The organism is Bacillus sp. 3a (assembly GCF_017161885.1).
GTDB lineage: Bacteria > Bacillota > Bacilli > Bacillales > Bacillaceae > Bacillus > Bacillus safensis.
This window is the reverse complement of sequence record NZ_CP067376.1, coordinates 748,182-769,258: the sequence shown is the minus strand read 5'-3', so window position 1 is coordinate 769,258 and position 21,077 is coordinate 748,182. Positions and strand designations below refer to the sequence as shown.

Sequence of the window (21,077 nt, the reverse complement as noted above, 5' to 3'; positions counted from 1 at the left end):
AGTTTTCACCTCGGTCTCTTTCAAACTATGTTTATCATATGTGTCTCCTCTTAAAGAGACTGTAGAGTGACCTATTTTTTATAAAATTGTATTTTTTTATTGATCTATCTTTGAAAAATGCGAACTTTTTGGTAATATAAGTAATCATTTGTGTGTATTAAAGGAGTAAAGAACATTGGAAGCTATGAAGAATGATCACTCCCAAGAAGAGGAAGTAAAAGGATTTTTTCGATTTTTTAAAATTTTCGTCGCGACAAAAACGATTATTCGCTCATATCAACATTCCAATATTCCCATTTGGCTGATGATGCTCCTTGCAAGTATCGCCGGTACGGGCTGGATCTACGAAGGGTATTTTAGCGAGTATATGGGCAATCATATTCCATTCCCTTTTATTCTGTTACAAGGAGCGGGATATGGTATTTTGGCAGGCAATATGATTCTATTTTTCGGTGTCCTCATCATCAAGTGGTTAGGACGTCTCTTTTTCGGCTGTCAAACGGCGTATCGAGATATACTCAAAGCCTGCACACTGACGGTCTTTTTCCCTTCTGCTTTATTTTCACTTAGTTGGATTTTCACTGTTGGGATGCTAGGTCCGTATACGTTTGTTAAAATCTCACCATATTTAGATCAGCATTATGAAGTATGGTATTATCTCGATCTTTTACCTCTTACGGAAGCATATGCTAAGACGTGGATATTGGGAATGGCTGTTTTAGGCATTGTCGCTGTGATGAAGCTCAGATTATGGCAAGCCTTCATCATTGTGATTACACCGCCCGCCGCGTTTTTTCTCATCATGACACTTTTATTTGATATTCAGCACGCGATAAACTGGATCATGTAAACAGGACGAGTACCGATAGAATACGAGGGATTGTCTTCACGCTGAGGAATTGCATAGCAGTTCCTTTTTTTCGTTCAATGTACATATTCTCCCCTCCTGTCTCATAGTGTGAAAGAGAGAAAGAATGCTATGGAAACAACAGGTGCTTTAGCGCCTTCTGTTTAGAACACCATGAGGAAAGAGGAGGAACGTTATGAAATTGAAAAATCAATTTGGGCAAGGTTCGGGTTTCGAAGGTCAAGATTTCCGCCAGCAACAATATGGAGCAAATCCGTATCCTGCGCAGCAGATGGGTTATTCAGTCCCTCCCCAAACGCAGGGTCAAATGCAGCAGGGGTTTTCACCAATGCCGTCAACCGGTACTTCACAAGGAGGCCAAGGAACGCAGGGCGGCGGTCAGCCCTATCAAATTCCTTCTGGACCGGTTTATCAGCAGAATGTCACCGGGCAGCTGCCTATTGAGCAGTCCTATATTGAAAATATTTTACGATTGAACCGCGGCAAGGTAGCCACGATTTATATGACGTTTGAGGCGAGCAAGGAATGGAATTCGAAGATTTTTAGAGGCGTCATAGAAGCTGCAGGGCGTGACCACATTATCATTAGTGATAATAAGACAGGAACACGATACTTACTATTAACAATCTATCTTGATTACATTACGTTTGATGGAGAAATTCAATATGATTATCCTTATTCGATGTCAACATATTCTCCGAGATAACGTCAAGCATGGCAAAAGCAAGGCTCAGGTGCCCTTGCTTTTTTCTTTTGTCTAGGTTTTTGTCACACCTCTAGGGCGCTGCTCATAAAATGCCTAGTAGTTTTTATCAAAAGCCTAGAGGTGACATCAATGACTGTTGAGCTGGATTATACATCACCAAATGTCAAATTTTCATACGACCTGAATCAAAGCCCCCTTGTGAAATTCGATCAGCATAACCTGATTAATGTGTTAGGAAAAAAACAATTAAACTCGTTGGATCAAGTGTCCCTGCTGGATATATATTTGAGTAAAAGCAAAGTCGTAGAGCCTCATTATCATCAAAATGCCGCAGAGCTTGTTTATTGTATAGCCGGTTCTGCTGCCGTATCGATGCTGAATCCATTTACAAAAAAACTGCACACCTACACCATCACACCTGGACAGGTGGCAAACGTGCCTCAAGGCTGGTGGCACTATGAAGTCGCTCTCCAAGACAGAACTCATTTGTTAGCTATTTTTAACGCATCTACACCTGAAGTGATCCTAGGCTCAGACCTTCTCACCCTCACCCCTTCTCACATCATGGCCCATACTTATTGCATGAACGAAACACAGTGGAAGCAGGCGATAAAGCCTGTGAAACCAAGTGTGTTTATCGGACCATTTTGCCACCGGGAGGAAGAGTCTCAAACGCATCCTGTCCCTCCATCTCACTACGTCCCATATTATCAAGCACCGCCCAACTATACCCCTTACTGGAGTTAAGAAAAAAACCGATGCCCCTATGAGAGCATCGGTTTATTGGCTTATAAATTTTTTGCTGCTGCAATGACAAGCATGATCCAAGAGGCGATAAATGCTACTCCGCCAATAGGAGTAATGGCACCTAGAATCTTCACCTGCGTCAATGCCAGCACATAAAGGCTTCCTGAGAAGAAAAGGATGCCTGCAAGCATCACCCAGCCAGCGGTTGGAACTAGGGAAACACCTGATAGCTTATCTGCAAGAAAGGCGACAATAAATAGTCCTATCGCATGGAACATCTGATATTGAACACCTTTATTCCATATTTCTATATATTTTTCAGGGATTTTCCCTTCTAGACCGTGCGCACCGAAGGCTCCAAGTCCAACAGCAAGCATGGCGTTAATGGCACCTAAAATGAAAAATAGTTTCATTCGTCATTCTCCTTATCTCGTCAATTATATTTATCATAGCGCGGGTGAAGGGCGACATTCAACTTTCCCTTTACGTTGACACGAGATTGTCGGATTTCTTTTTCTTTCGTAACAAGACTTGGTCGACCACGATCGCAATGAGTGTGCCTAGAACAAGACCGTTGCTTAATAATGAAATGAGCACAGGATGCATCCCTTTCAAGGCCCCCTGAGGCACAAACATCGCCCCTACGCCTGCTAAAACAGCAATCCCAAGAACAAAGCGAATGCGCGGAATTTCTTCTTTCTCATACTGATCAAACTCCGACATCGCAATCCCAATCATAGAAGAGAAGACCACAAAGTTTACAGCAAGCCCCACAGGTGATGGCAATGCAGAGAAAAAGCTCATGAGCAGGGGAAACAAACTAATAAGAACAACAAGCAGACTTCCTATGAAAAAAGGCTTTCTCGAAGGAATTTTGGTTGTCTGGATAAATCCGGCTGCCCCAGAAATAGGTACAGGCGCAATCGCCCCGATCAGACCGCTTAGTAAATGGCCAAATGCTGCGACAAAACCGGCAGGACGTGCTCTTTTCCGCTCACGCAGTTCACCAAATGCCTTCACTGAGCTTTCCACAATTCGAATACTTGCCAGCATGTTCACAATGAGTAAAATCGTTATAAAAAAGGACGTGACAAGCAATCCACTGTCAAAGACCGGCATACCGAATGGAAACAGCTTCGGAAACTCGATGATTTGTTCTGGAATTCGAACCGGCTTCGCCAATCCGAGTAGAGCGAATAACAGCCATCCGCCTGCAAGTGCGAATAACACAGAAAACTGTCTCAAGTAATGCCATTTTGAGCGGCTGATCATGAAGGTGAGGATAATAATCAAGATCGATAAGCAAAAGACAAGCCCGTCTACTTGATTTCCCCGATAGCCGATGCCCATCAGCCCTTTCATAATTGGCTGACTTAGCTGCACAACAAGCAGCAGCAGGTAAATGCCTGTGACGACTGGCGTAAATAAAGACGCGAGCCAATTGATGATTTTAAATAGACTAAAAATAAAAAAGAAAACAGCACTAAAAATTAAAGCCCCTTGTAATGCTTGCAGGGTTTCAGGATACGTCGCAAAGATTGTACCTGTCATGCCGGCATAAAGGGTATACACACCCCACCAAAGCCCTGCTGGACTTTCATTAATCGGCAGCATATGGCCGCATAAACACTGCACCATTGCAACAAGACCAAGTGAAAAGAAAGTACTTTGAATCAGCTCCGCCGATTGCACTTGGTTCAATTCAAATGCTTGTGCAATCGCAATTGGTACGGCAATAGAAGCTGCGATAAAAAATGCCATCCACTGAATGGCGCCCAAAAATAGTTTCAAACCGATCACCTTCCCTTTGTCGTGACAAGACCATTAAAAATCAAAAATAGAGTCGCCGTTCCCGTTCTTCTCTTTTTGACCCTCATCATTTTGCTGAAATTTCTTCGCGCCACTTGTGCCCATGAGTTTCTCCAGCATGGCTTGATCTGCAGACACAGATGGTGCTGATGGTGTATGTATCGATGAAGGTGGTGAAATGACCGGCGACTGCGGCATTTGCACCTGTGATGGTGCGTCGAGAATGACATCACATAGTGAAGAAATGGCCGCCACTTGACGTTTCACCTCTTCATCATTCCCACTTTGTTTTGCTTTTTGAACCGCTTCCTCCATTTTTTGAAGCAGGCTTGATATATGAATATTCAAGGGTAGACCCTCCAATCTAAAAAAATCTCTTTTCAACATTATTTTACCAAATGAACAAACCAAATGGGTTCATTTTTTCAAAGCAGTGCGCTCACGACTCTCTTATTTGACCCGTCATCTTCATTCACACATAATAAAAGAAACAACATCGTCTATGAAAGGATTGAATAATGGACAAGCTCACTGCTCTATTTCAGAAACAAAAAGTCTTTCAGAAGCCAGCGGTTCAAGAACGCATCCGCATTCTTCAAGACTTAAAAGCAGCAATCAAACAGCATGAAAAGGATATTTTACAGGCCTTAGCCCATGATTTACATAAATCCGAACAGGAAGCCTATACAACAGAGATCGGGATAGTGTATGAAGAAATCAATCATACCCTCAAGCACCTTCACAAATGGGCGAAGCCAACTCGCGTGAAAACACCGCTGACTCATATCGGATCAAAAAGCATGATCATCAAGGAACCCTATGGAAGTGTGCTCATCATTGCTCCTTGGAACTATCCTTTCCAATTGGCCCTTTCTCCATTAGTCGGCGCGATTTCTGCGGGAAATGCTGTGATTTTAAAGCCGTCTGAGCTGACGCCGGCAGTCTCACAAGTGATCAGCACTATCATCAAACATGTATTTCAAGAAGACCATGCGGCTGTCGTAGAGGGCGGTGTTGAAGTCAGTACAGAACTGCTGAAGCTGCCCTTTGATTATATCTTCTTTACTGGAAGTGTGGCAGTCGGCAAAGTCGTCATGGAAGCCGCCGCAAAACATTTGACCCCTGTCACACTTGAGCTTGGCGGAAAAAGTCCCAGCATCGTCATGCCTGATGCCGACATCAAATTAGCAGCGAAGCGGATCACCTTTGGAAAATTCACCAATGCAGGGCAAACCTGCATTGCACCAGACTATTTGCTCGTTCATGAATCCATCAAAGAGGAACTTTTGCGAGAAATGACAGCCTGTATCCGTGACTTTTATGGTGAACATCCCGAAACGCATCCGCACTTTGGAAAAAATGTCAGCCAGCGTCATTTTGACAGGCTTACACAATTTCTCTCAATTGGAACGATCGTCACAGGTGGACAGCGCAATGAACAGGAGCTCAAAATCGCTCCGACCATTTTAGACCACATCACATGGGAGGATCCTGTCATGCAGGAGGAAATTTTCGGACCGATTCTGCCTGTCATGACCTTTGATTCTCTGCATGAAGCAGTTCATATGATCAAAGCAAGGCCAAAGCCGCTTGCGCTTTACTTATTTACAACAAATAAAGAAACAGAAACCTATATTCTAGACAACCTCTCATTTGGCGGAGGATGTATCAATGACACGCTTATGCATGTCGCTACACCTTATCTGCCATTCGGAGGCGTCGGCGAAAGCGGCATGGGGCGATATCACGGGAAGGACAGCTTCTTTACTTTTACGCATGAAAAAAGTGTCCTGCGGCAAACCAATCGCTTCGATTTTTCCTTCCGTTATCCAAATGCGAAAAACGGACTCGACTTGGTTCGTAAATTTTTAAAATAAACAGGACGAAGGGTCTCTCCCCTCGTCCTATTTTCATTCAATATCCTTGATACACCAATTGATTTCTTCAATCCCCATTTGCTTTAAATACGCGTTTACCTTTGAAAACGGCCGGCTGCCAAAAAAGCCGTTTCTTGCAGAAAAAGGACTTGGATGAGGTGACTCAATGATAAAATGCTTGTTTTGATCAATGCGTTCTTTCTTGTTTTGAGCATGTCTTCCCCATAACACAAAAACGACGGGCTGTTCACGCTGATTCAGCACATCAATCACGCGGTCTGTCACACGTTCCCAGCCCTTGCCTTTATGAGAATTCGCCTCGCCCTTTCTCACAGTCAGCACAGTGTTTAAAAGCAGCACACCCTGCTCTGCCCAGCTGACAAGTGAGCCGTGGTTTGGAACAGGACAACCAAGATCATCCTTTAGCTCCTGAAAAATATTTCTCAAAGATGGCGGATGTTTGACGCCCGGCTGAACAGAAAAGCTTAATCCATGTGCCTGCCCTGGGCCATGATAAGGGTCTTGTCCTAAAATCACCACTTTGACCTTTTCATATGACGTCAAATGAAGAGCACGATACACGTCATCTGGTTTTGGAAAAACAGTCTGCGTGCGATATTCTTCCTTCATCCATTCACGTAATTCCTGATAATACGGCTGTTCAAATTCACTTTTCATCACAGCCCACCAGCTATCATTTAAAAATGGCTTCATTGTGGTTTTCCTCCTTCTACTTGCTGCGCTAGTCTGGAGATCATCGGTTTTCCATCCCACACAATCTCACTCTCTGATTCTCTTTTTTTCATCGCTGGTTCTTCTAATAATATCGCAAAGTTCGCTGTCGGCAGATCGCCCAGTTCATGCTTTTCACTTAAATCATCTAAGTAGTTTTTCCTTGTTTCACCAAGATCACTAGATTGATTTCCACCGCCGTCAAAAAACGCATAGATCACGCTCGCAGCTGGCACTCGTTTCACTCGGGCATGCTGTGATACACGCAAAAAGAAGTCCCAGTCCCAATAATGATGCATCGCTGGATCAAAATAGCCAATCTCATCGTGTATACAGCGTTTGTACATACTGCCTGAAGGAACATATGTAGAAAAGACACGCATATCCTCAATATCTGCTGTATAAGCAAACAAACGTCTCGACAGTGGAAAACGGGTCGCGCCTTTTTCTTCAAATGATACAATTTCTGCATCAGAAAAGACAAAATCGGCATCCTCCAGCGCCTTGCTCATGCGTTCGATATGACAAGGTGTGAAGTAATCATCGTCGTCACTCAGCATGATGACGTCGCCTGTCAGCTCCCGCACTCCCACATTTCTGGCATTCACATGCTGGACATTCTCATCTAAATGAATCAAGCGGATCGGAAGCTCAGGGTAAAGTTCCTGAATGATGTCGACTCGCTCTCCTGCATCATTGACGACAACAATTTCAAAAGGCGGTACGGTTTGTCTTGTAATGGATTCAAGCAGCTCACACAGTGCGCTGAGCCGGTTATGTGTCACAATTAATAAGGAAATCTTCATATGCAGCTTACTCCTTTAATAGATTCGTCTTTTTCCATTAAAACATAAATTGACTTACTTCTCATGATATAAAAGGCGGTTTGATTTGATGGGAAAATGGGAATTTTTGATGAAAAGGAGTGATGATGATGGAATATATCACGGTGGAGAATAGTAAAGAAGCAAAACAGACCATTGACCACATTCATTCATCGGGATCATCAAAGGACGCTGTTTTTGTTTTTGCCTACGACCCAGAACGCTCTGATACCGTAACAGAGCATACAGACGCCAAAAGCATGACAGCGGTCGATCAAGGAATTTTGGATCAAGTCGCCAATGTCATTCGCACCCGGGATGATGAACTGATGGCCAAAATGATGTCAACTGGGGCCGATCAAGAGTTAGCCTTAACGCTTTTAGACGAGATGAAAAAAGGGAAATTGGTGATTTGTAAAAGGTAAGAAAGAGAGGCGTTCCGAAGAGAGGAACGCTTTTTTATGCCGTTTCATTGTGATAAACGGAAAAGCTGATTATAATAAGGGATAGAACAATAACTGCTACACATCACATTGGAGGTTCAGCAACTATGTCTATGAATAAAGCACTCACCATCGCAGGTTCGGATTCAAGCGGCGGTGCAGGTATCCAAGCAGATTTAAAAACGTTTCAAGAAAAAAACGTCTACGGGATGACAGCTTTAACCGTTGTCGTTGCAATGGACCCACATAATCATTGGGATCATCAGGTGTTTCCAATTGATACGGCGACAATTCGCGCGCAGCTCTCTACCATTGTAGAAGGCATTGGTGTAGATGCACTGAAAACGGGTATGCTTCCTACCGTCGACGTGATTGAGCTTGCAGCTGACACCATCAAAACATATGACCTTAAAAATGTCGTCATTGATCCTGTTATGGTTTGTAAGGGTGCAAACGAAGTCCTTTACCCAGAGCACGCGGAAGCACTGCGTGAAAAGCTCACGCCACTCGCAACCGTTATCACACCTAATCTTTTCGAAGCAGGTCAATTAAGCGGAATCGGCGAGATCAAAACGATCGAACAAATGGAAGAAGCAGCAAAACGCATTCACGAACTTGGTGCAAAGTATGTGGTCATCACTGGAGGCGGTAAGCTAAGCGAAGACAAAGCCATCGATTTGCTTTATGATGGACAAACCTTCGAACGCCTTGAAACAGATAAAATCGACACAGAATACACACACGGCGCAGGCTGCACATTCTCAGCAGCAGTCACAGCTGAACTAGCGAATGGATCAGACGTGAAAGAAGCCATTTATGCAGCAAAAGAATTCATCACGGCTGCCATTAAAGGCTCTTTCCAGCTAAACGAATACATTGGACCAACAAAGCATTCTGCTCATCGTTTTGACAAATAAAACAGAAAAAACCGATTCGCCTTGTTAGGAGGTGAATCGGTTTTTGTTTATCGAAAGCTTCGTCTCTGTGCAAACAGCCAATCTGTTAAGCCTGGCGTCTCATAAGCAGGCGTCCATGATGCATGGTCATATCCATACTTACTTGCATACTCCGTATAAAGCGGCTGGCCGCCAGCTTTTTGAATAGCTTGAATGGTATTTCTTGCATAGCTGATAGGGATAATGGAATCATCTTCTGCATGAAATGCCCATATTGGCTTGTTTGCTAAAATTCCTGCCTTGCTTGGATCTGCTCCCCCCGCAATAGGAATCATTGCTGCAAACAAACGAGGATATGTGATGTTCAACTGGTACGTGCCAAATCCACCTTGTGATAAACCCGTCGCATAAATTCTTTTCTGATCAATCTGATAAGAAGTTAACACATGCTGAAGGACATCATAAGCTTTGTGTAAATCTGGTGAAAATTGAAACACGTTCGTCAGATCAATTTCATTTTGCAAATTTCTTGTTAAAGCAAAGCCTCCATCGACAGCATCTCGCGCCTGAGGTGCAAGTACATACGAAGGATGTTTCTTTTGGACTTCAGGAGAAGCCCATAAAACTGCACCATCATTCGCAAGTAACTGCTTTTGATTGTCTGTTCCCCTCTCCCCGCCTCCATGTAAGAATAGGACGAGAGGATAGGCTTTACCCCTTTTATGGTTTTTTGGAATATACAGCCGATAAGGCATTCCTTTGTATTCGAAAGATAAAAAAGATGATGCAATGTCCTCTCGTGTGACAAAGCGATAATTGTACGTAGACGTGGAAAGGCGGCGGTTTTTCTTGTAAACGCTTACTTTTAAAGTCGTATCAGTTTCGATATGAATGGGCTTTTTGTATAACTGACTTTGAGTTGTCGGCTGGCTGCCATCTGTTGTGTAATAAAGAGAAGCTTTTTGAACGTGAGAATGCAGAGCTACCTCTTGTGAACGATAATATTGACCAGATGGGACTGAAGCAGTTGATGCAGCATACGACGTATGATTTCGGGCAGAAGAAACGGAAGGAAAAAGAAAACTCATAGAAAATAGGACAATCATAAAGGTGATCAGGCATTTCTTAGTTGTATGGTTCATATCGTTCCTCCTGTACATGCTCAGATGAATTTTTTATTTATTATTGATCATGACAATACAAATGTCAACGCTTTCATTTAAATTCCTGAATAATCAGACATAATACAAAAAAGCGTACCCGCACGCAGGTACACTCTTTTATCCATACATGAATGCCTATTTTTGCTGATCGGACTCTTTCGCCATTTTTCGAATAAAGGCTTCAATGGATTCAACAAATAAAGCATATTCTTTCATTTGTTTATACGTATCTGACAGCTTCTCTTTCACTTCTTCCTGCTCTAAAGAAGGTTCACCGAGAATAGATTGAACTTGAATGAGCAATTCTTTATATTCTTCACGTTTATCTTCAACATGATCTGCCATTGTCTCCAAGCGTTTTCTAGTCGTCGGCTGCTGTTTTGAATTCAAGTAAACAACCCCTTTTTTTGTCCTACCGCATTTGGATAAACGTCAGCCTCAGCTGTATATATTTTAAAATGATACCATAATTCCACCTGTTATCATATATGTAAAACGTCATCAAACCGCTTTAGGCCAACCTTGTATATACACGTTATAGGCTTTAAGATACAGGCTGATCTCACTAGAAAAAAGCAGATCATTGATCTGCTTAGATTGTAGAGAAATCCATGTTTTTCTAAAATTTTTTGCGTAAGTATGATGAAGTGTTTTAATGAAAAAAAGCCTACCATAATCCGAACATTTTTTCACAAGCAACATTTATTTTTTGCAAAAATGAACGACAGTTCCGATTGAGTTTATCCTCTTTCTATTCCTGAACCATCATTTTGTACCTGGCATCAATCAAGCTAAAGTATATTAAGACATTTTGGTCTTCTTCCATATTTTTGCGGGCTATTACAATCTCTTTTCTTTTACTTTCTGCATTTAGTATGTCCTGTTCCGTTCCAATCACCGATCATCTTAGCAACAAGTGGGCTTGCTACTTTCTCTGCCAAACAGACCTCCCCCTATCATTTTCCCTTTATTTTCATTATTACAAGTATGTAAAAAATAATTAATACAAATGTTAAAATAAATAAAGCTCATGTTCGTGAACACAAGCTTTGACTGGTTACTATGTTCTTTTATAGCCATAATACACGTCTCGAATAATTTTTGTAATTACAGTGGTACACATGCATATAAAAGTCATAATCCCTACCCAATACATATTTGACATGTCAAAACCAGTATAGGCAAATATGAAAATGGTTGATGTGATAAATGTGATCATTAGAACCACATAAACCTTCTTAAAAATTAAATAGCCAATACCCCCCCAAGTTAAATACAACAACGGCAATGTGAATAACACAAGACCCATGGGTTGAAGATAATGTAAGTTAATATACTCCACTCTCCTATACAGCTATCTTATAACTTCCATGCTTGTCATTTCCCAATCTCTATCAGATTTTAGAGATATTTCTTTGGAGTCTTTGCTTTCAATATTATATTCAATAATTCTGCCAATAACTCCATCCTTATCTCTATCAAACATTCTTACCAATGCATAAATCTTGCCGCCTAAAATCTTGACCTCTTCTAAACGTTCGTCATCTGATTTAAAATGAAGTGGAATTTTTTCAGACGATATCTCTTTGAGGTCTTTGTTGAATGTCTTGACTTCTCCTTCATAGGAAACTATCGTAACTCTCTCCTTGTCTACATTGATCTTGTAGATAGTGAAACCTTTATCCATGACAATCTTTCTTTTCGTATCTAGAGTTTTCTTGTCAAGTATAACCAACATAGAATTTTTCTTACTATCAACGGCATCATTTACGGCAACTAACAATTCTTTATTGTTTAATGACTTCAAAGATTCATTGTTGTCAGGGAAGAAGACCGAGGCCATGTCTATCTCTTTTCGTTTTTCTTTATGATTTTTTGAGTCTATGGAAGAAGCTATAACACTATCGTTATTATTATTAATAACGGCATATATTTTCCCATCTTCAAATACTGCTGAAGTCAACGATCCTTCAAGTTCAACCTGTTTTTTATTGCCTCCATCTTCTTTCCAGTAGACTAATTCTCCTACTAAGCCATTCTCTGTAAAACCAACGTTAATGTCGTGTAATACATACCCATTAGAGTAGTTAATAAAGAATGCACCCTCGTCATCTGTAGATTTTGAAAGTGATTTTGTTTGTAGGTGATTTACCTCACCATTATTCTTATCTATTAATACATGATAATTAGACCTATTAGATGAGAAGTACATATTATTATCACTCTGAGTAGACGAAGTAAATCCAACGCAGTCTTTTAATGACACGCTTGATAGCTTACTCCCTGTATCGTTGTAGTTTACTATCTCGCATCCTCTGTCCATCATCTTTGAATGAATTACAGCAAATTTACTATCTTTCATATTGCTCAGTTCTCCCTTAGAAGAGTCTCCCACAGCCTCTTCTTTCTTTGAACATGCTGAACAAACAACTGCTATGGCACAAGCTAATAAAAATAACTTAAAGTATTTCATTCAATCATCTCCTTTCGATTTTAAACAAGCAAAGCAATCGGGGAAAATCCCCGACTGCTCAATAACTTACTTTTTTTTATGATAAAAAATCTTCGTGTTGTTAGAGTTTACTAATTCCATTGGAGACACAACTAAATCGTTTTTATAATGGTCGATATCGTGACCTTGATTTTTCCAAGCTCTCCAAGCTAATTGAGAGCAATAGAATTTTTTTGTAGTTTTCTTGTCAAACCAGTTCAAATTGTATGGCTTCTTTTGATTAGCTTGTTTTTCTGCATACTTAGCTGCATTTACATATTTGGTATTATTAGACTTCTTCACCCACAGCCCATATACCTTTTTTCTATTTCCCCAAGTATTATTATAGAATCTAACTCCATGCTGTTTAATTGGACTCCAACTTTTGTGCCAAGATTCTACGGTATTTGTCTTAGTTCTCGACACAACAGCCGCATGTCCAAAGCCAATCGCTGAACTACCTGAATCCAAGTCGTAGCTAACCAACACATCTCCTTTAGTTCCTAATGTCTTGGACTTTGCATTGACATTCATCTTATCTTTCTCTTCATTGTACTTAGGTAAATACTCGTCGATCACTCCATCTTTGATGTATTGATCGATATCTTTCTGCGACTCTTCGAATATAGCTTCTGCTTTTGCTTCCGTAGATACAGAATCATATTCCTTTTTGCTCATCTCGTAAAGCTCATTAATCTGTTCAGAGGTCATTCCCTCTGCTTTCATTTCTTCTATTTCTTGCTTGGCTCTTTCAGTGTTCATAGAAGGGTATACCTCTTTCGCTTGCGCATTTCCCCCCAATCCAAACCCAGTGAATAACACGGATGCTGACAACAAGGATGTGACAATAACATTACGTTTTTTCGTATTACTACCTCCAATTACTTTTTTAGCGCGGTCCACATTTACCATAATATTAGTTAATATGGATTATGTAAACATAAATAGAATTTTAAGGATATTTAATATGTAATGAATTGACATGTTAATTTTGAGTGAATTTTTAAATTAAAAAAGAGACTATTCGTATTAGTCTCTTTTTCACACAGGTACATTTTCTTATTGTCTACTCGATCCAACATCTTGATAACTCTCTCGTGATGACAACCTGTTTCCTCTAATTCTTCTCTTGAAACATCAATGTCTAGGAGTGGCTTCTTTTTGTCTTTGGAATTAACCAAGGCGTAGCAGACGTAGACATTTTCTCTACTTGTTTAGCAGATCAAAAACCTGCTTCTCTTTGTAAATGCCAAGTCTTCAGTTTCAGCTTTGTTTCATTTCTTCCACTGATGGAGATCGATTTATTTCCCGGGGAAGGAAAGTAACGTGCAGTAAAAACTTCTCGGCCACCATTTACAAAGATCTCAATCGACGATGCATCAATAAAGATATGAAGGTCGTGTAATTCCTCTATAAGTGCTTCACGAACTTCCTTTGATCGATCTTCAAATCGATCCCGCTCTAATGTCAGCTTCCCTTCCTCTTTATCATAGATGATGCGTGCAGCTGCACGGATACAGCATTCAAACCCTTTTTGTGTGTCAATTTGATCAATGAATACCTCTGCGCTCGTAATATCCTCTACAGGGATGGAATGAACAGAACGTTTAATATGAAAAACATGCTCTTGTTCATTGGTCCGCATGGATTGAAGTTCACTTACTGGTTTTTGAATCAGATGTCCGTCCTCATCTAAACGGAGTTCTCTCGGGATCGTGAGGCAGTGTATCCATTGATAAGAAATTGTCGGATGATGCTCTTCTCCTTGATCAGGCACCCCCATCCACCCGATTAAAAGTCGTCTGTCTGATTCGTCTAGAAAGGTTTGCTGCGCATAGAAGTCAAAGCCACGGTCCAGTTCCTCAAACGCTCCGTGTGTATATTGATACGAGTGATCATCCAATGTGCCAACAAAATAGCCTGATTGATGTGTGTTGTGATATTTTAAGCCATCTGGCTCTAGTCCTTGTGGTGACACGATCAATACATCCCGGCCGTCTAATTCAAACAGATCTGGACATTCCCACATATAGCCGAAATTGTCTAAACCATTCTTTCCGCTGCCTGCAATCGTGCCTTGAAACGTCCAATTATCTAACGTATCAGAGGTAAATAAGACAAGGTGTCCTTTCAGGTCTAAGCTTTGTGCACCAAGAACCATGTACCACTGGCCATTTCGCTTCCATACCTTCGGATCTCGAAAATGGGCTGTGAACCCTTCAGGGAGCGTTGCCACGACACCTTTTTTCTCAAAGTGAATACCATCTTCCGAAACAGCTAAACATTGATACGTCTCACGGTTCCCTTGTTCATCCCGAACGTTTCCAGTGTACATCACATGCATCTGCCCATCGTCTATAAATGCACTGCCAGAATAACAGCCGTTTTGATCAAACCAATCACTTGGGGCAAGAGCGGCTTCTTCGTGCTGCCAATTGACTAGATCTGTCGATGTATAATGCCCCCAGAATTTTGCACCATGCCCCGTTTTGAATGGCTGCCACTGATAAAAAACGTGGTAAATTCCTTTCCACTGAATCAGCCCATTCGGATCATTTAAAAGACCGACTGGCGGCATCAAATGAAAATGCTGCCGGTACACATCCTTTTTGACCAAATGCTCATAGTTTCGAATACGGTCTGCTATCTTTTGACGAAGTGCTGCGTCAGTTGTTGTCATGACTGTGACCACTCCTTGATTATTTTTCGACTTCTTTTACTTTAAAAATGATAGTGAGAATAAATGAAACAGCAACAGCGATTAACATACCAATCACATAATTGACCACATTCTGAAGACCGAATGGTGCTGCAATCGCAATCATCGGTATGCCTGTTAAACCATAAGCATTGGCTGCTACCTTCGTGAAAACGACGAATGCCCCGCCCAATGCGCCTCCAATCATCGCCGCAATAAATGGTTGACGATAGCGAAGGTTTACACCGAATATGACAGGCTCGGTAATTCCTAAAAAAGCAGAGAAGGCAGCAGGAAGGGCAATTTCTTTTGTCTTTGCACGCTTGGCTAAGAAAAAGACAGCCAATCCTGCTCCGCCTTGCGCGACATTGGACATTGCCCAGATCGGCAGCAAATAGTTACGCCCAATATCATTCAGCAATCCTGCCTCAATCGCATGGAAGCTATGATGAACCCCTGTGAGCACAATTAAAGAGTAAGCACCGCCGAAAATGAGTCCTGCTAAGAATCCTGCATGGTCATAAATAAATGTCAGTGCACTCGAAATTCCTGTACCAAGCATTCTTCCAAGCGGTCCAACTGCAATAAACGTCACAAATCCAGTGACAATCACGGTCACAAATGGGGTCACAAGTAAATCAATACTGTTCGGAACCACTTTTCTTAAATTCTTCTCAACAAGGCACATGATATATACGGTCAATAACACTGGAATGACCGTCCCTTGGTAACCAAGAAGAGCAATATCAACATTGAATAAATGCATATACTCTGGTTTTGCTTCCGTCAATCCCCACGGATTAAGCAGATTCGGGTGAATCATAATTCCCCCAATGACAGCCCCTAAATACGGATTTCCGCCAAACTCTTTCGCTGCACTGACCCCAATTAAAATCGGTAAAATGATAAAGGCTGCACTTGAGAACATATCAAGCATTTGGAAGATCGCTGAGCTTGGATCAGCCCATTTGAAGGCTTTCATCATGCCTAAGAGACCCATTAACAAACCGCTTGCCACAATTGCTGGAATGATCGGTACAAAAATATTTGATAACGTCTTTGCAAAACGCGCAAGTGGATTCATTTTTTGTTTCACTGCTTCATCATGACTGACAGGCTTTTGATTCTCGTCGCCAGTCTCAAGACCAGTCTCACGAACAAATGGTTCATACACTTTGTTGACAGATCCCGTTCCAAAAATGACTTGAAATTGCCCTGAACTTGAGAAGGCCCCCTTCACTCCTTCAAGTTCTTCAATGGCCTCTTTGTCAATCAAATCCTCATTTTTCACCACCAATCTGAGTCTTGTTGCACAATGCGTTGCACTGATGACATTTTCCTTGCCGCCTAACAGTTTCGTTAATTCTTTAGCTGTTTTTTGATAATCCATGATGTCTCCTCCTTTTTTAAAGCAAAAAAGACCTAAAATTCACCAACGAGTAAAGGACATACACGTCCCCTCGTTACGCAAATTTTAGGTCTTGCCTGCCTGACAGTCACAATCCCGCGATATCAATTTTTGATGACGCTTTCATCATAGTATAAGACTGTGACATGCGTCAACCTCTTTTTTCAAATCCAATGACCCATATACACTAATAAGAGTAGTGTGCATAAAAAAAAGCCTGCATGCAGGCACGATCATTTTAAACCAATTCGGCTTCCTGCAGACGCTGGACATGCAGCGTGATGTAGCCGATCTCCGATTCAGGGAGATGAAGTCCATATTCATCTTTTAACAAATCAGCGAGTCCAAGTGCACACCGGTACGCCGTATCATACTTTGTTTGGATAAAAATCAGCATGTCTTCGTCCATGATTTGAAATGCCTCATTCGATTCCAACCTGCCTAATGCATACCTCAAATGTGTCACAAGCCGCTGATAGGAAATACTATCCTCATCAATTGAATGCTGAAAATAGCTTTCAATATGCTCGATCATTTCTTTAATCATCGTTGTATATTTCACGGTCTTTTTCATGGACTCCGTATTCATTTTGGCCGTATGAATATGAAGTGCCACATATCCTGCCTCATCGTCCGGCAGTTCAACCCCAAGCCGCTCCTTTACATAACGAATGGCATACTTTCCAATCTCATATTCCTGCTTATATAAGACTTTGATCTCACCAAGCAATTTATTATATAGCACAATGCCTTTTTGAAGGCGTTCAATGGCGAAGGACAAATGATCAGTCAGTGATATGTGAATGTGATCACTGAGCGGCATCATGAGTTTCCCCTCTGCATAACTGATGATATGCTCTGCCACCTCAATATGCGCTTCTGGCAATGTGGCAAGAATTTGTTTGAATTTCTCATTTTCTTCACGCACAACAAAGATTTTCTCTATCTTTTGAAGAGGAACGACGTCATTTTTCCCCTTCTGAAAAGCAATTCCGGGTCCCATCACAATTTTCTCCTGATCGCCCTCCTTCACAACCACTGCGTTGTTATTCAATATTTTATATATCTTCAAGGGGTATCCTCTCCCAGCAGATAACATTTCTTAAGTGGGATTTTACCCTGTTTCACTTTTTCTGTAAAGGTAAGAGCGGACCAGCACGCGCCTCTCGCATCGTCTTCTCTTCAAGCATCATCAGACTTTGAGTAAACCGCTTCTCTGCCCTGCGTTTCTTCTTATGTTCTTCTGCCAGCTTCTCCAGCTCTCTCTCTTTCACTACTTGAAAGAATCCGGCATCCGCCGCGGCCGCCTGAAACCCTTGATTCTTCATCATCACACCAGGGTTCACAAGCACATTCATCATGAAACCAAACCATACGCTCAACCAGCTTTTTAATTTCTTCACTGAACATCCCTCCGCTTTTCTTAGAATCTAGCAGCTCTAGCAAAACAACTGCTCCTATCATATCCCGAGAAAAAAGAGAGGTTTGTCACAATCTGGGTGAAAAAACCAACTAGTTTTCAGAAGTTTTGTTGAAAAGTGCAGAAGATCATCATGTGCCTGGATGTTTCATTGAAAATTTTATACACACGCTATCCCAAAGATAAGCACACCTTATCAACAGGGTTTATCCACATATCAACACCCTCTCACTAGATTTTGTGTATGCAAATTTTTTATTTTCCATATATGTATCTGAATAATCGAGTTATCAACAGACATTTGTGAATAAGTGCGACTTTATAAACAAAATAGTTCTTTATAACTATGTAAAATAAGACCATTTTAGTAAAGGAATTGTTTTCAACGTATTGAATACTTAATAACGGGCAGTGAATCTTTCCTATTTATCCACAAAAAGAAAGGCTATCTCCCTAAAAACACAGCTAGAAAGGGGAAAATTAATGAAAAAGGTCATATCTCGTTCTTCTGTTCTATTGTTCTCCACTATTTTTATTTTATCCACATTCTTTACCGGTCAACAGGCGGCTGCTGCTCCATCTAACAAAAAGATGGAACTAGAAAAAGCAGAAATCTTCGGTGAAATCAATGTCAACTCGAGAAAACAAACCACTGTCATTGTTGAATTAAAGGAAAAATCCTTAGTTGAAGCCAAGCAAGAAGGCAAATCACAAACAAAAGCCTCCCTCAAAAAATCTCGAACAAAAGTAAAGAACGCAGCACTCAAAGAGGTAGATAAAGCGAGTGTTCGTCAAGAATATGAAAAAGTCTTCTCTGGTTTCTCTATGAAACTTCCTGCAAACGAAATCCCGAAGCTGCTCGCAGTTGATGGAGTAAAAGCCGTTTATCCGGATGTTACATATAAAACCGATGAAGTGAAAAAGGAAAGCATCCAGCTTCCAAACGAAGATGTCTCCCCGCTTATGGATAAGAGCGCTCCATTTATCGGTGCACCAAAAGCATGGGATGCCGGCTATTCTGGAAAAGGGGTCAAAGTCGCAGTCATTGATACTGGAGTAGACTATACCCACCCTGATTTAAAAGGAAACTTCGGTTTATACAAAGGCTATGATTTTGTTGATAATGATTATTCTCCGCAAGAGACACCTAAAGGAGATCCTAGAGGCGAATCCACAGATCACGGCACACACGTTGCAGGAACGATTGCGGCAAATGGACAAATTAAAGGGGTCGCAAAGGATGCCACGCTTCTTGCATACCGTGTACTTGGACCAGGTGGATCTGGAACAACTGAGAACGTTCTTGCAGGCATCGACCGGGCTGTTACTGACGGAGCAGATGTCATGAACCTCTCTCTTGGAAACAGTGTCAATAACCCTGATTATGCAACGAGCATTGCACTCGATTGGGCCATGTCTGAAGGCGTTGTAGCTGTTACTTCGAATGGAAACAGCGGTCCTAACAACTGGACTGTCGGTTCTCCCGGCACGTCAAGAGAAGCCATTTCTGTCGGAGCAACCCAGCTTCCGTACAGCCTTTACAATGTGAAATTCCCGAATTATTCTACTGCAAAAGTCATGGGATACTACCAAGAGAGTGATTTAAAAGCGCTTGACCAAAAACAAGTCACACTCGTCCAAGCAGGAATCGGTGACGAAAAGGCATTTGAAGACATCGATGTGAAAGGAAAGGTGGCCGTAATTGAACGTGGTGCCATTGCTTTTGTGGATAAAGTCGACAATGCAAAAGCCGCTGGTGCAATCGGCGTTGTGATGTATAACAATACCGATGGAGAAATTCCAGTCGACGTACCAGGTCTCGCACTTCCTACAATTAAGCTGTCAAAAGCTGAAGGAACAGCGCTTATCAAAGCCATTGAGGCTGGAAACGATACAACGGCTTTCTCCATTCAATTTGTCAAAGAACTTAGTGAGCAAGTCGCTGACTTCTCATCCCGCGGACCGGTTGTGGATACGTGGATGATTAAGCCAGATTTATCAGCACCCGGTGTCAGCATTGTGAGTACGATCCCAACGCATGATCCTTCTCAGCCTTACGGATATGGTTCTAAGCAAGGAACAAGTATGGCATCTCCGCATGTGGCAGGAGTTGCAGCGATCATCAAACAAGCAAAACCATCGTACACAACTGAACAAATCAAAGCATTGCTGATGAATACAGCAGAAAAACTATTTGACGCAAATGGCAGCCCATTCCCTCATAACACACAAGGAACAGGCAGCGTTCGAATCATGGAATCACTTCAAGCGTCTTCTATCGTTTCTGATGCGAGCTATTCATACGGCACTTTCTTAAAGGAAAAAGGCGTTCAAATCAAAACGAAGAAATTTAAGGTAGAAAACCTTTCAAAAGCACCGAAAACGTATACCATTGATTACAAATTCAATGGCAGCGGCATTAGTACAAACGGAACGAAAAAAATCACCGTCAAAGGGAATTCCACTGGATCCTTTACTTCCGCAGTCCAGGTGAATTACGGAAAAACCAAAAAAGGGACGTACCAAGGCAGCATCACCATTCGCGAAAATGGCAGAAAGATCACGGAAATCCCTACTTTATTGATTGTGAAAGAGCCTGATTATCCGCGCGTCACTTCTGTTTCCGTAGAGCCGGACAATCGTGCTGGAAGCTATGTCATTAGCAGCTACCTGCCTGGCGGTGCTGAGAACCTTGCATTCCTTGTCTACTCAACAGATGGAGAGTATTTAGGTGAAGCTGGTGTTTATCAACATGTTGATAAAGGCGAGCACCGCGTAAAATGGAATGGCACAATCAATCAAGGACAGAAGCTTGAATCTGGTGAGTATACAATGCTTGCGTATGCAAGTTTGAAAGGAAAATCAGATACCGTTCAAACGAAAGAACCTTTCGAAATTTACCCTGAATAAATGTGAATCACAAGAAAAGCCTTGTATGAGCGGATAAGCTCATCAAGGCTTTTCGATCATATATGGAGGAAGAGAAACTCATGTT

21 protein-coding genes are annotated in these 21,077 nt (G+C 41.6%); 7 read left to right on the top strand and 14 right to left on the bottom strand.

Annotated elements, in window-relative coordinates; genetic code table 11:
- The first annotated feature begins 184 nt into the window (after window positions 1-184).
- From JJ692_RS03705 to JJ692_RS03695, 3 genes are all read left to right on the top strand, one after another.
- Window positions 185-850: a YIP1 family protein gene (locus tag JJ692_RS03705; RefSeq protein WP_241258043.1), complete on the top strand. Its 666-nt coding sequence runs from the start codon at window positions 185-187 to the stop codon at window positions 848-850.
- 193 nt (window positions 851-1,043) lie between these two features.
- Window positions 1,044-1,574, top strand: a complete 531-nt coding sequence (gerQ, locus tag JJ692_RS03700) for a spore coat protein GerQ (protein WP_024426405.1) — start codon at window positions 1,044-1,046, stop codon at window positions 1,572-1,574.
- Window positions 1,575-1,703: 129 nt separating this feature from the next.
- Window positions 1,704-2,321 (top strand): cupin domain-containing protein, encoded by a 618-nt coding sequence (locus tag JJ692_RS03695; protein WP_024423814.1) that lies wholly within the window; start codon window positions 1,704-1,706, stop codon window positions 2,319-2,321.
- Window positions 2,322-2,362: 41 nt separating this feature from the next.
- Here JJ692_RS03695 and JJ692_RS03690 read toward each other — a convergent pair whose 3' ends face one another.
- The 3 genes from JJ692_RS03690 to JJ692_RS03680 form a co-directional block, all read right to left on the bottom strand.
- On the bottom strand, window positions 2,363-2,734 hold the full coding sequence (locus tag JJ692_RS03690; RefSeq protein WP_003215282.1) for a DUF423 domain-containing protein: 372 nt from the start codon (window positions 2,732-2,734) through the stop codon (window positions 2,363-2,365).
- Window positions 2,735-2,804: 70 nt separating this feature from the next.
- Complete coding sequence (locus tag JJ692_RS03685; RefSeq protein ID WP_024426406.1) at window positions 2,805-4,112, bottom strand: purine/pyrimidine permease; 1,308 nt, start codon at window positions 4,110-4,112, stop codon at window positions 2,805-2,807.
- A 33-nt stretch (window positions 4,113-4,145) separates the two neighbouring features.
- Window positions 4,146-4,478, bottom strand: a complete 333-nt coding sequence (locus JJ692_RS03680) for a YwdI family protein (protein ID WP_171464771.1) — start codon at window positions 4,476-4,478, stop codon at window positions 4,146-4,148.
- Window positions 4,479-4,648: 170 nt separating this feature from the next.
- Here JJ692_RS03680 and JJ692_RS03675 point away from each other — a divergent pair, with 170 nt between their 5' ends.
- Entirely contained in the window at window positions 4,649-6,007 is a 1,359-nt protein-coding gene (locus tag JJ692_RS03675; protein ID WP_206534240.1) for an aldehyde dehydrogenase, read from the top strand.
- Window positions 6,008-6,040: 33 nt separating this feature from the next.
- Here JJ692_RS03675 and JJ692_RS03670 read toward each other — a convergent pair whose 3' ends face one another.
- A complete protein-coding gene (locus JJ692_RS03670; RefSeq protein ID WP_024426408.1) occupies window positions 6,041-6,721 on the bottom strand; it encodes a uracil-DNA glycosylase in 681 nt (226 codons plus the stop codon).
- The gene (locus JJ692_RS03665; RefSeq protein WP_206534239.1) at window positions 6,718-7,545 is read right to left on the bottom strand and encodes a glycosyltransferase family 2 protein; all 828 of its coding nucleotides are present in this window, start codon (window positions 7,543-7,545) and stop codon (window positions 6,718-6,720) included. Before JJ692_RS03665 ends, JJ692_RS03670 begins: the two co-directional genes overlap by 4 nt.
- 128 nt (window positions 7,546-7,673) lie before the next feature.
- Here JJ692_RS03665 and JJ692_RS03660 point away from each other — a divergent pair, with 128 nt between their 5' ends.
- Both JJ692_RS03660 and JJ692_RS03655 read left to right on the top strand, forming a co-directional pair.
- A complete protein-coding gene (locus JJ692_RS03660) occupies window positions 7,674-7,988 on the top strand; it encodes a YflT domain-containing protein (protein WP_206534238.1) in 315 nt (104 codons plus the stop codon).
- A 125-nt stretch (window positions 7,989-8,113) separates the two neighbouring features.
- A complete protein-coding gene (locus JJ692_RS03655) occupies window positions 8,114-8,923 on the top strand; it encodes a bifunctional hydroxymethylpyrimidine kinase/phosphomethylpyrimidine kinase (protein ID WP_024426411.1) in 810 nt (269 codons plus the stop codon).
- 47 nt (window positions 8,924-8,970) lie between these two features.
- Here JJ692_RS03655 and JJ692_RS03650 read toward each other — a convergent pair whose 3' ends face one another.
- The 9 genes from JJ692_RS03650 to JJ692_RS03605 form a co-directional block, all read right to left on the bottom strand.
- Entirely contained in the window at window positions 8,971-10,044 is a 1,074-nt protein-coding gene (locus tag JJ692_RS03650) for a chitobiase/beta-hexosaminidase C-terminal domain-containing protein (protein WP_206534237.1), read from the bottom strand.
- Window positions 10,045-10,200: 156 nt separating this feature from the next.
- Window positions 10,201-10,455 (bottom strand): hypothetical protein, encoded by a 255-nt coding sequence (locus JJ692_RS03645; RefSeq protein ID WP_024423823.1) that lies wholly within the window; start codon window positions 10,453-10,455, stop codon window positions 10,201-10,203.
- A 361-nt stretch (window positions 10,456-10,816) separates the two neighbouring features.
- Window positions 10,817-10,963, bottom strand: a complete 147-nt coding sequence (locus JJ692_RS19105; RefSeq protein ID WP_206534236.1) for a response regulator aspartate phosphatase — start codon at window positions 10,961-10,963, stop codon at window positions 10,817-10,819.
- A 456-nt stretch (window positions 10,964-11,419) separates the two neighbouring features.
- Complete coding sequence (locus JJ692_RS03630) at window positions 11,420-12,538, bottom strand: hypothetical protein (protein WP_073207830.1); 1,119 nt, start codon at window positions 12,536-12,538, stop codon at window positions 11,420-11,422.
- Window positions 12,539-12,604: 66 nt separating this feature from the next.
- On the bottom strand, window positions 12,605-13,318 hold the full coding sequence (locus JJ692_RS03625) for a septation ring formation regulator EzrA (RefSeq protein ID WP_225315501.1): 714 nt from the start codon (window positions 13,316-13,318) through the stop codon (window positions 12,605-12,607).
- 460 nt (window positions 13,319-13,778) lie between these two features.
- The gene (locus JJ692_RS03620; RefSeq protein WP_073207835.1) at window positions 13,779-15,236 is read right to left on the bottom strand and encodes a glycoside hydrolase family 32 protein; all 1,458 of its coding nucleotides are present in this window, start codon (window positions 15,234-15,236) and stop codon (window positions 13,779-13,781) included.
- Between the two features lie 19 nt (window positions 15,237-15,255).
- Window positions 15,256-16,644: a sucrose-specific PTS transporter subunit IIBC gene (locus JJ692_RS03615; RefSeq protein ID WP_206534235.1), complete on the bottom strand. Its 1,389-nt coding sequence runs from the start codon at window positions 16,642-16,644 to the stop codon at window positions 15,256-15,258.
- 256 nt (window positions 16,645-16,900) lie between these two features.
- The gene (locus JJ692_RS03610) at window positions 16,901-17,734 is read right to left on the bottom strand and encodes a PRD domain-containing protein (RefSeq protein WP_024423828.1); all 834 of its coding nucleotides are present in this window, start codon (window positions 17,732-17,734) and stop codon (window positions 16,901-16,903) included.
- A gap of 52 nt (window positions 17,735-17,786) precedes the next feature.
- The gene (locus tag JJ692_RS03605; RefSeq protein ID WP_024423829.1) at window positions 17,787-18,065 is read right to left on the bottom strand and encodes a hypothetical protein; all 279 of its coding nucleotides are present in this window, start codon (window positions 18,063-18,065) and stop codon (window positions 17,787-17,789) included.
- Window positions 18,066-18,565: 500 nt separating this feature from the next.
- Here JJ692_RS03605 and JJ692_RS03600 point away from each other — a divergent pair, with 500 nt between their 5' ends.
- Complete coding sequence (locus tag JJ692_RS03600; protein ID WP_206534234.1) at window positions 18,566-20,992, top strand: S8 family peptidase; 2,427 nt, start codon at window positions 18,566-18,568, stop codon at window positions 20,990-20,992.
- Window positions 20,993-21,077: the final 85 nt, after the last annotated feature.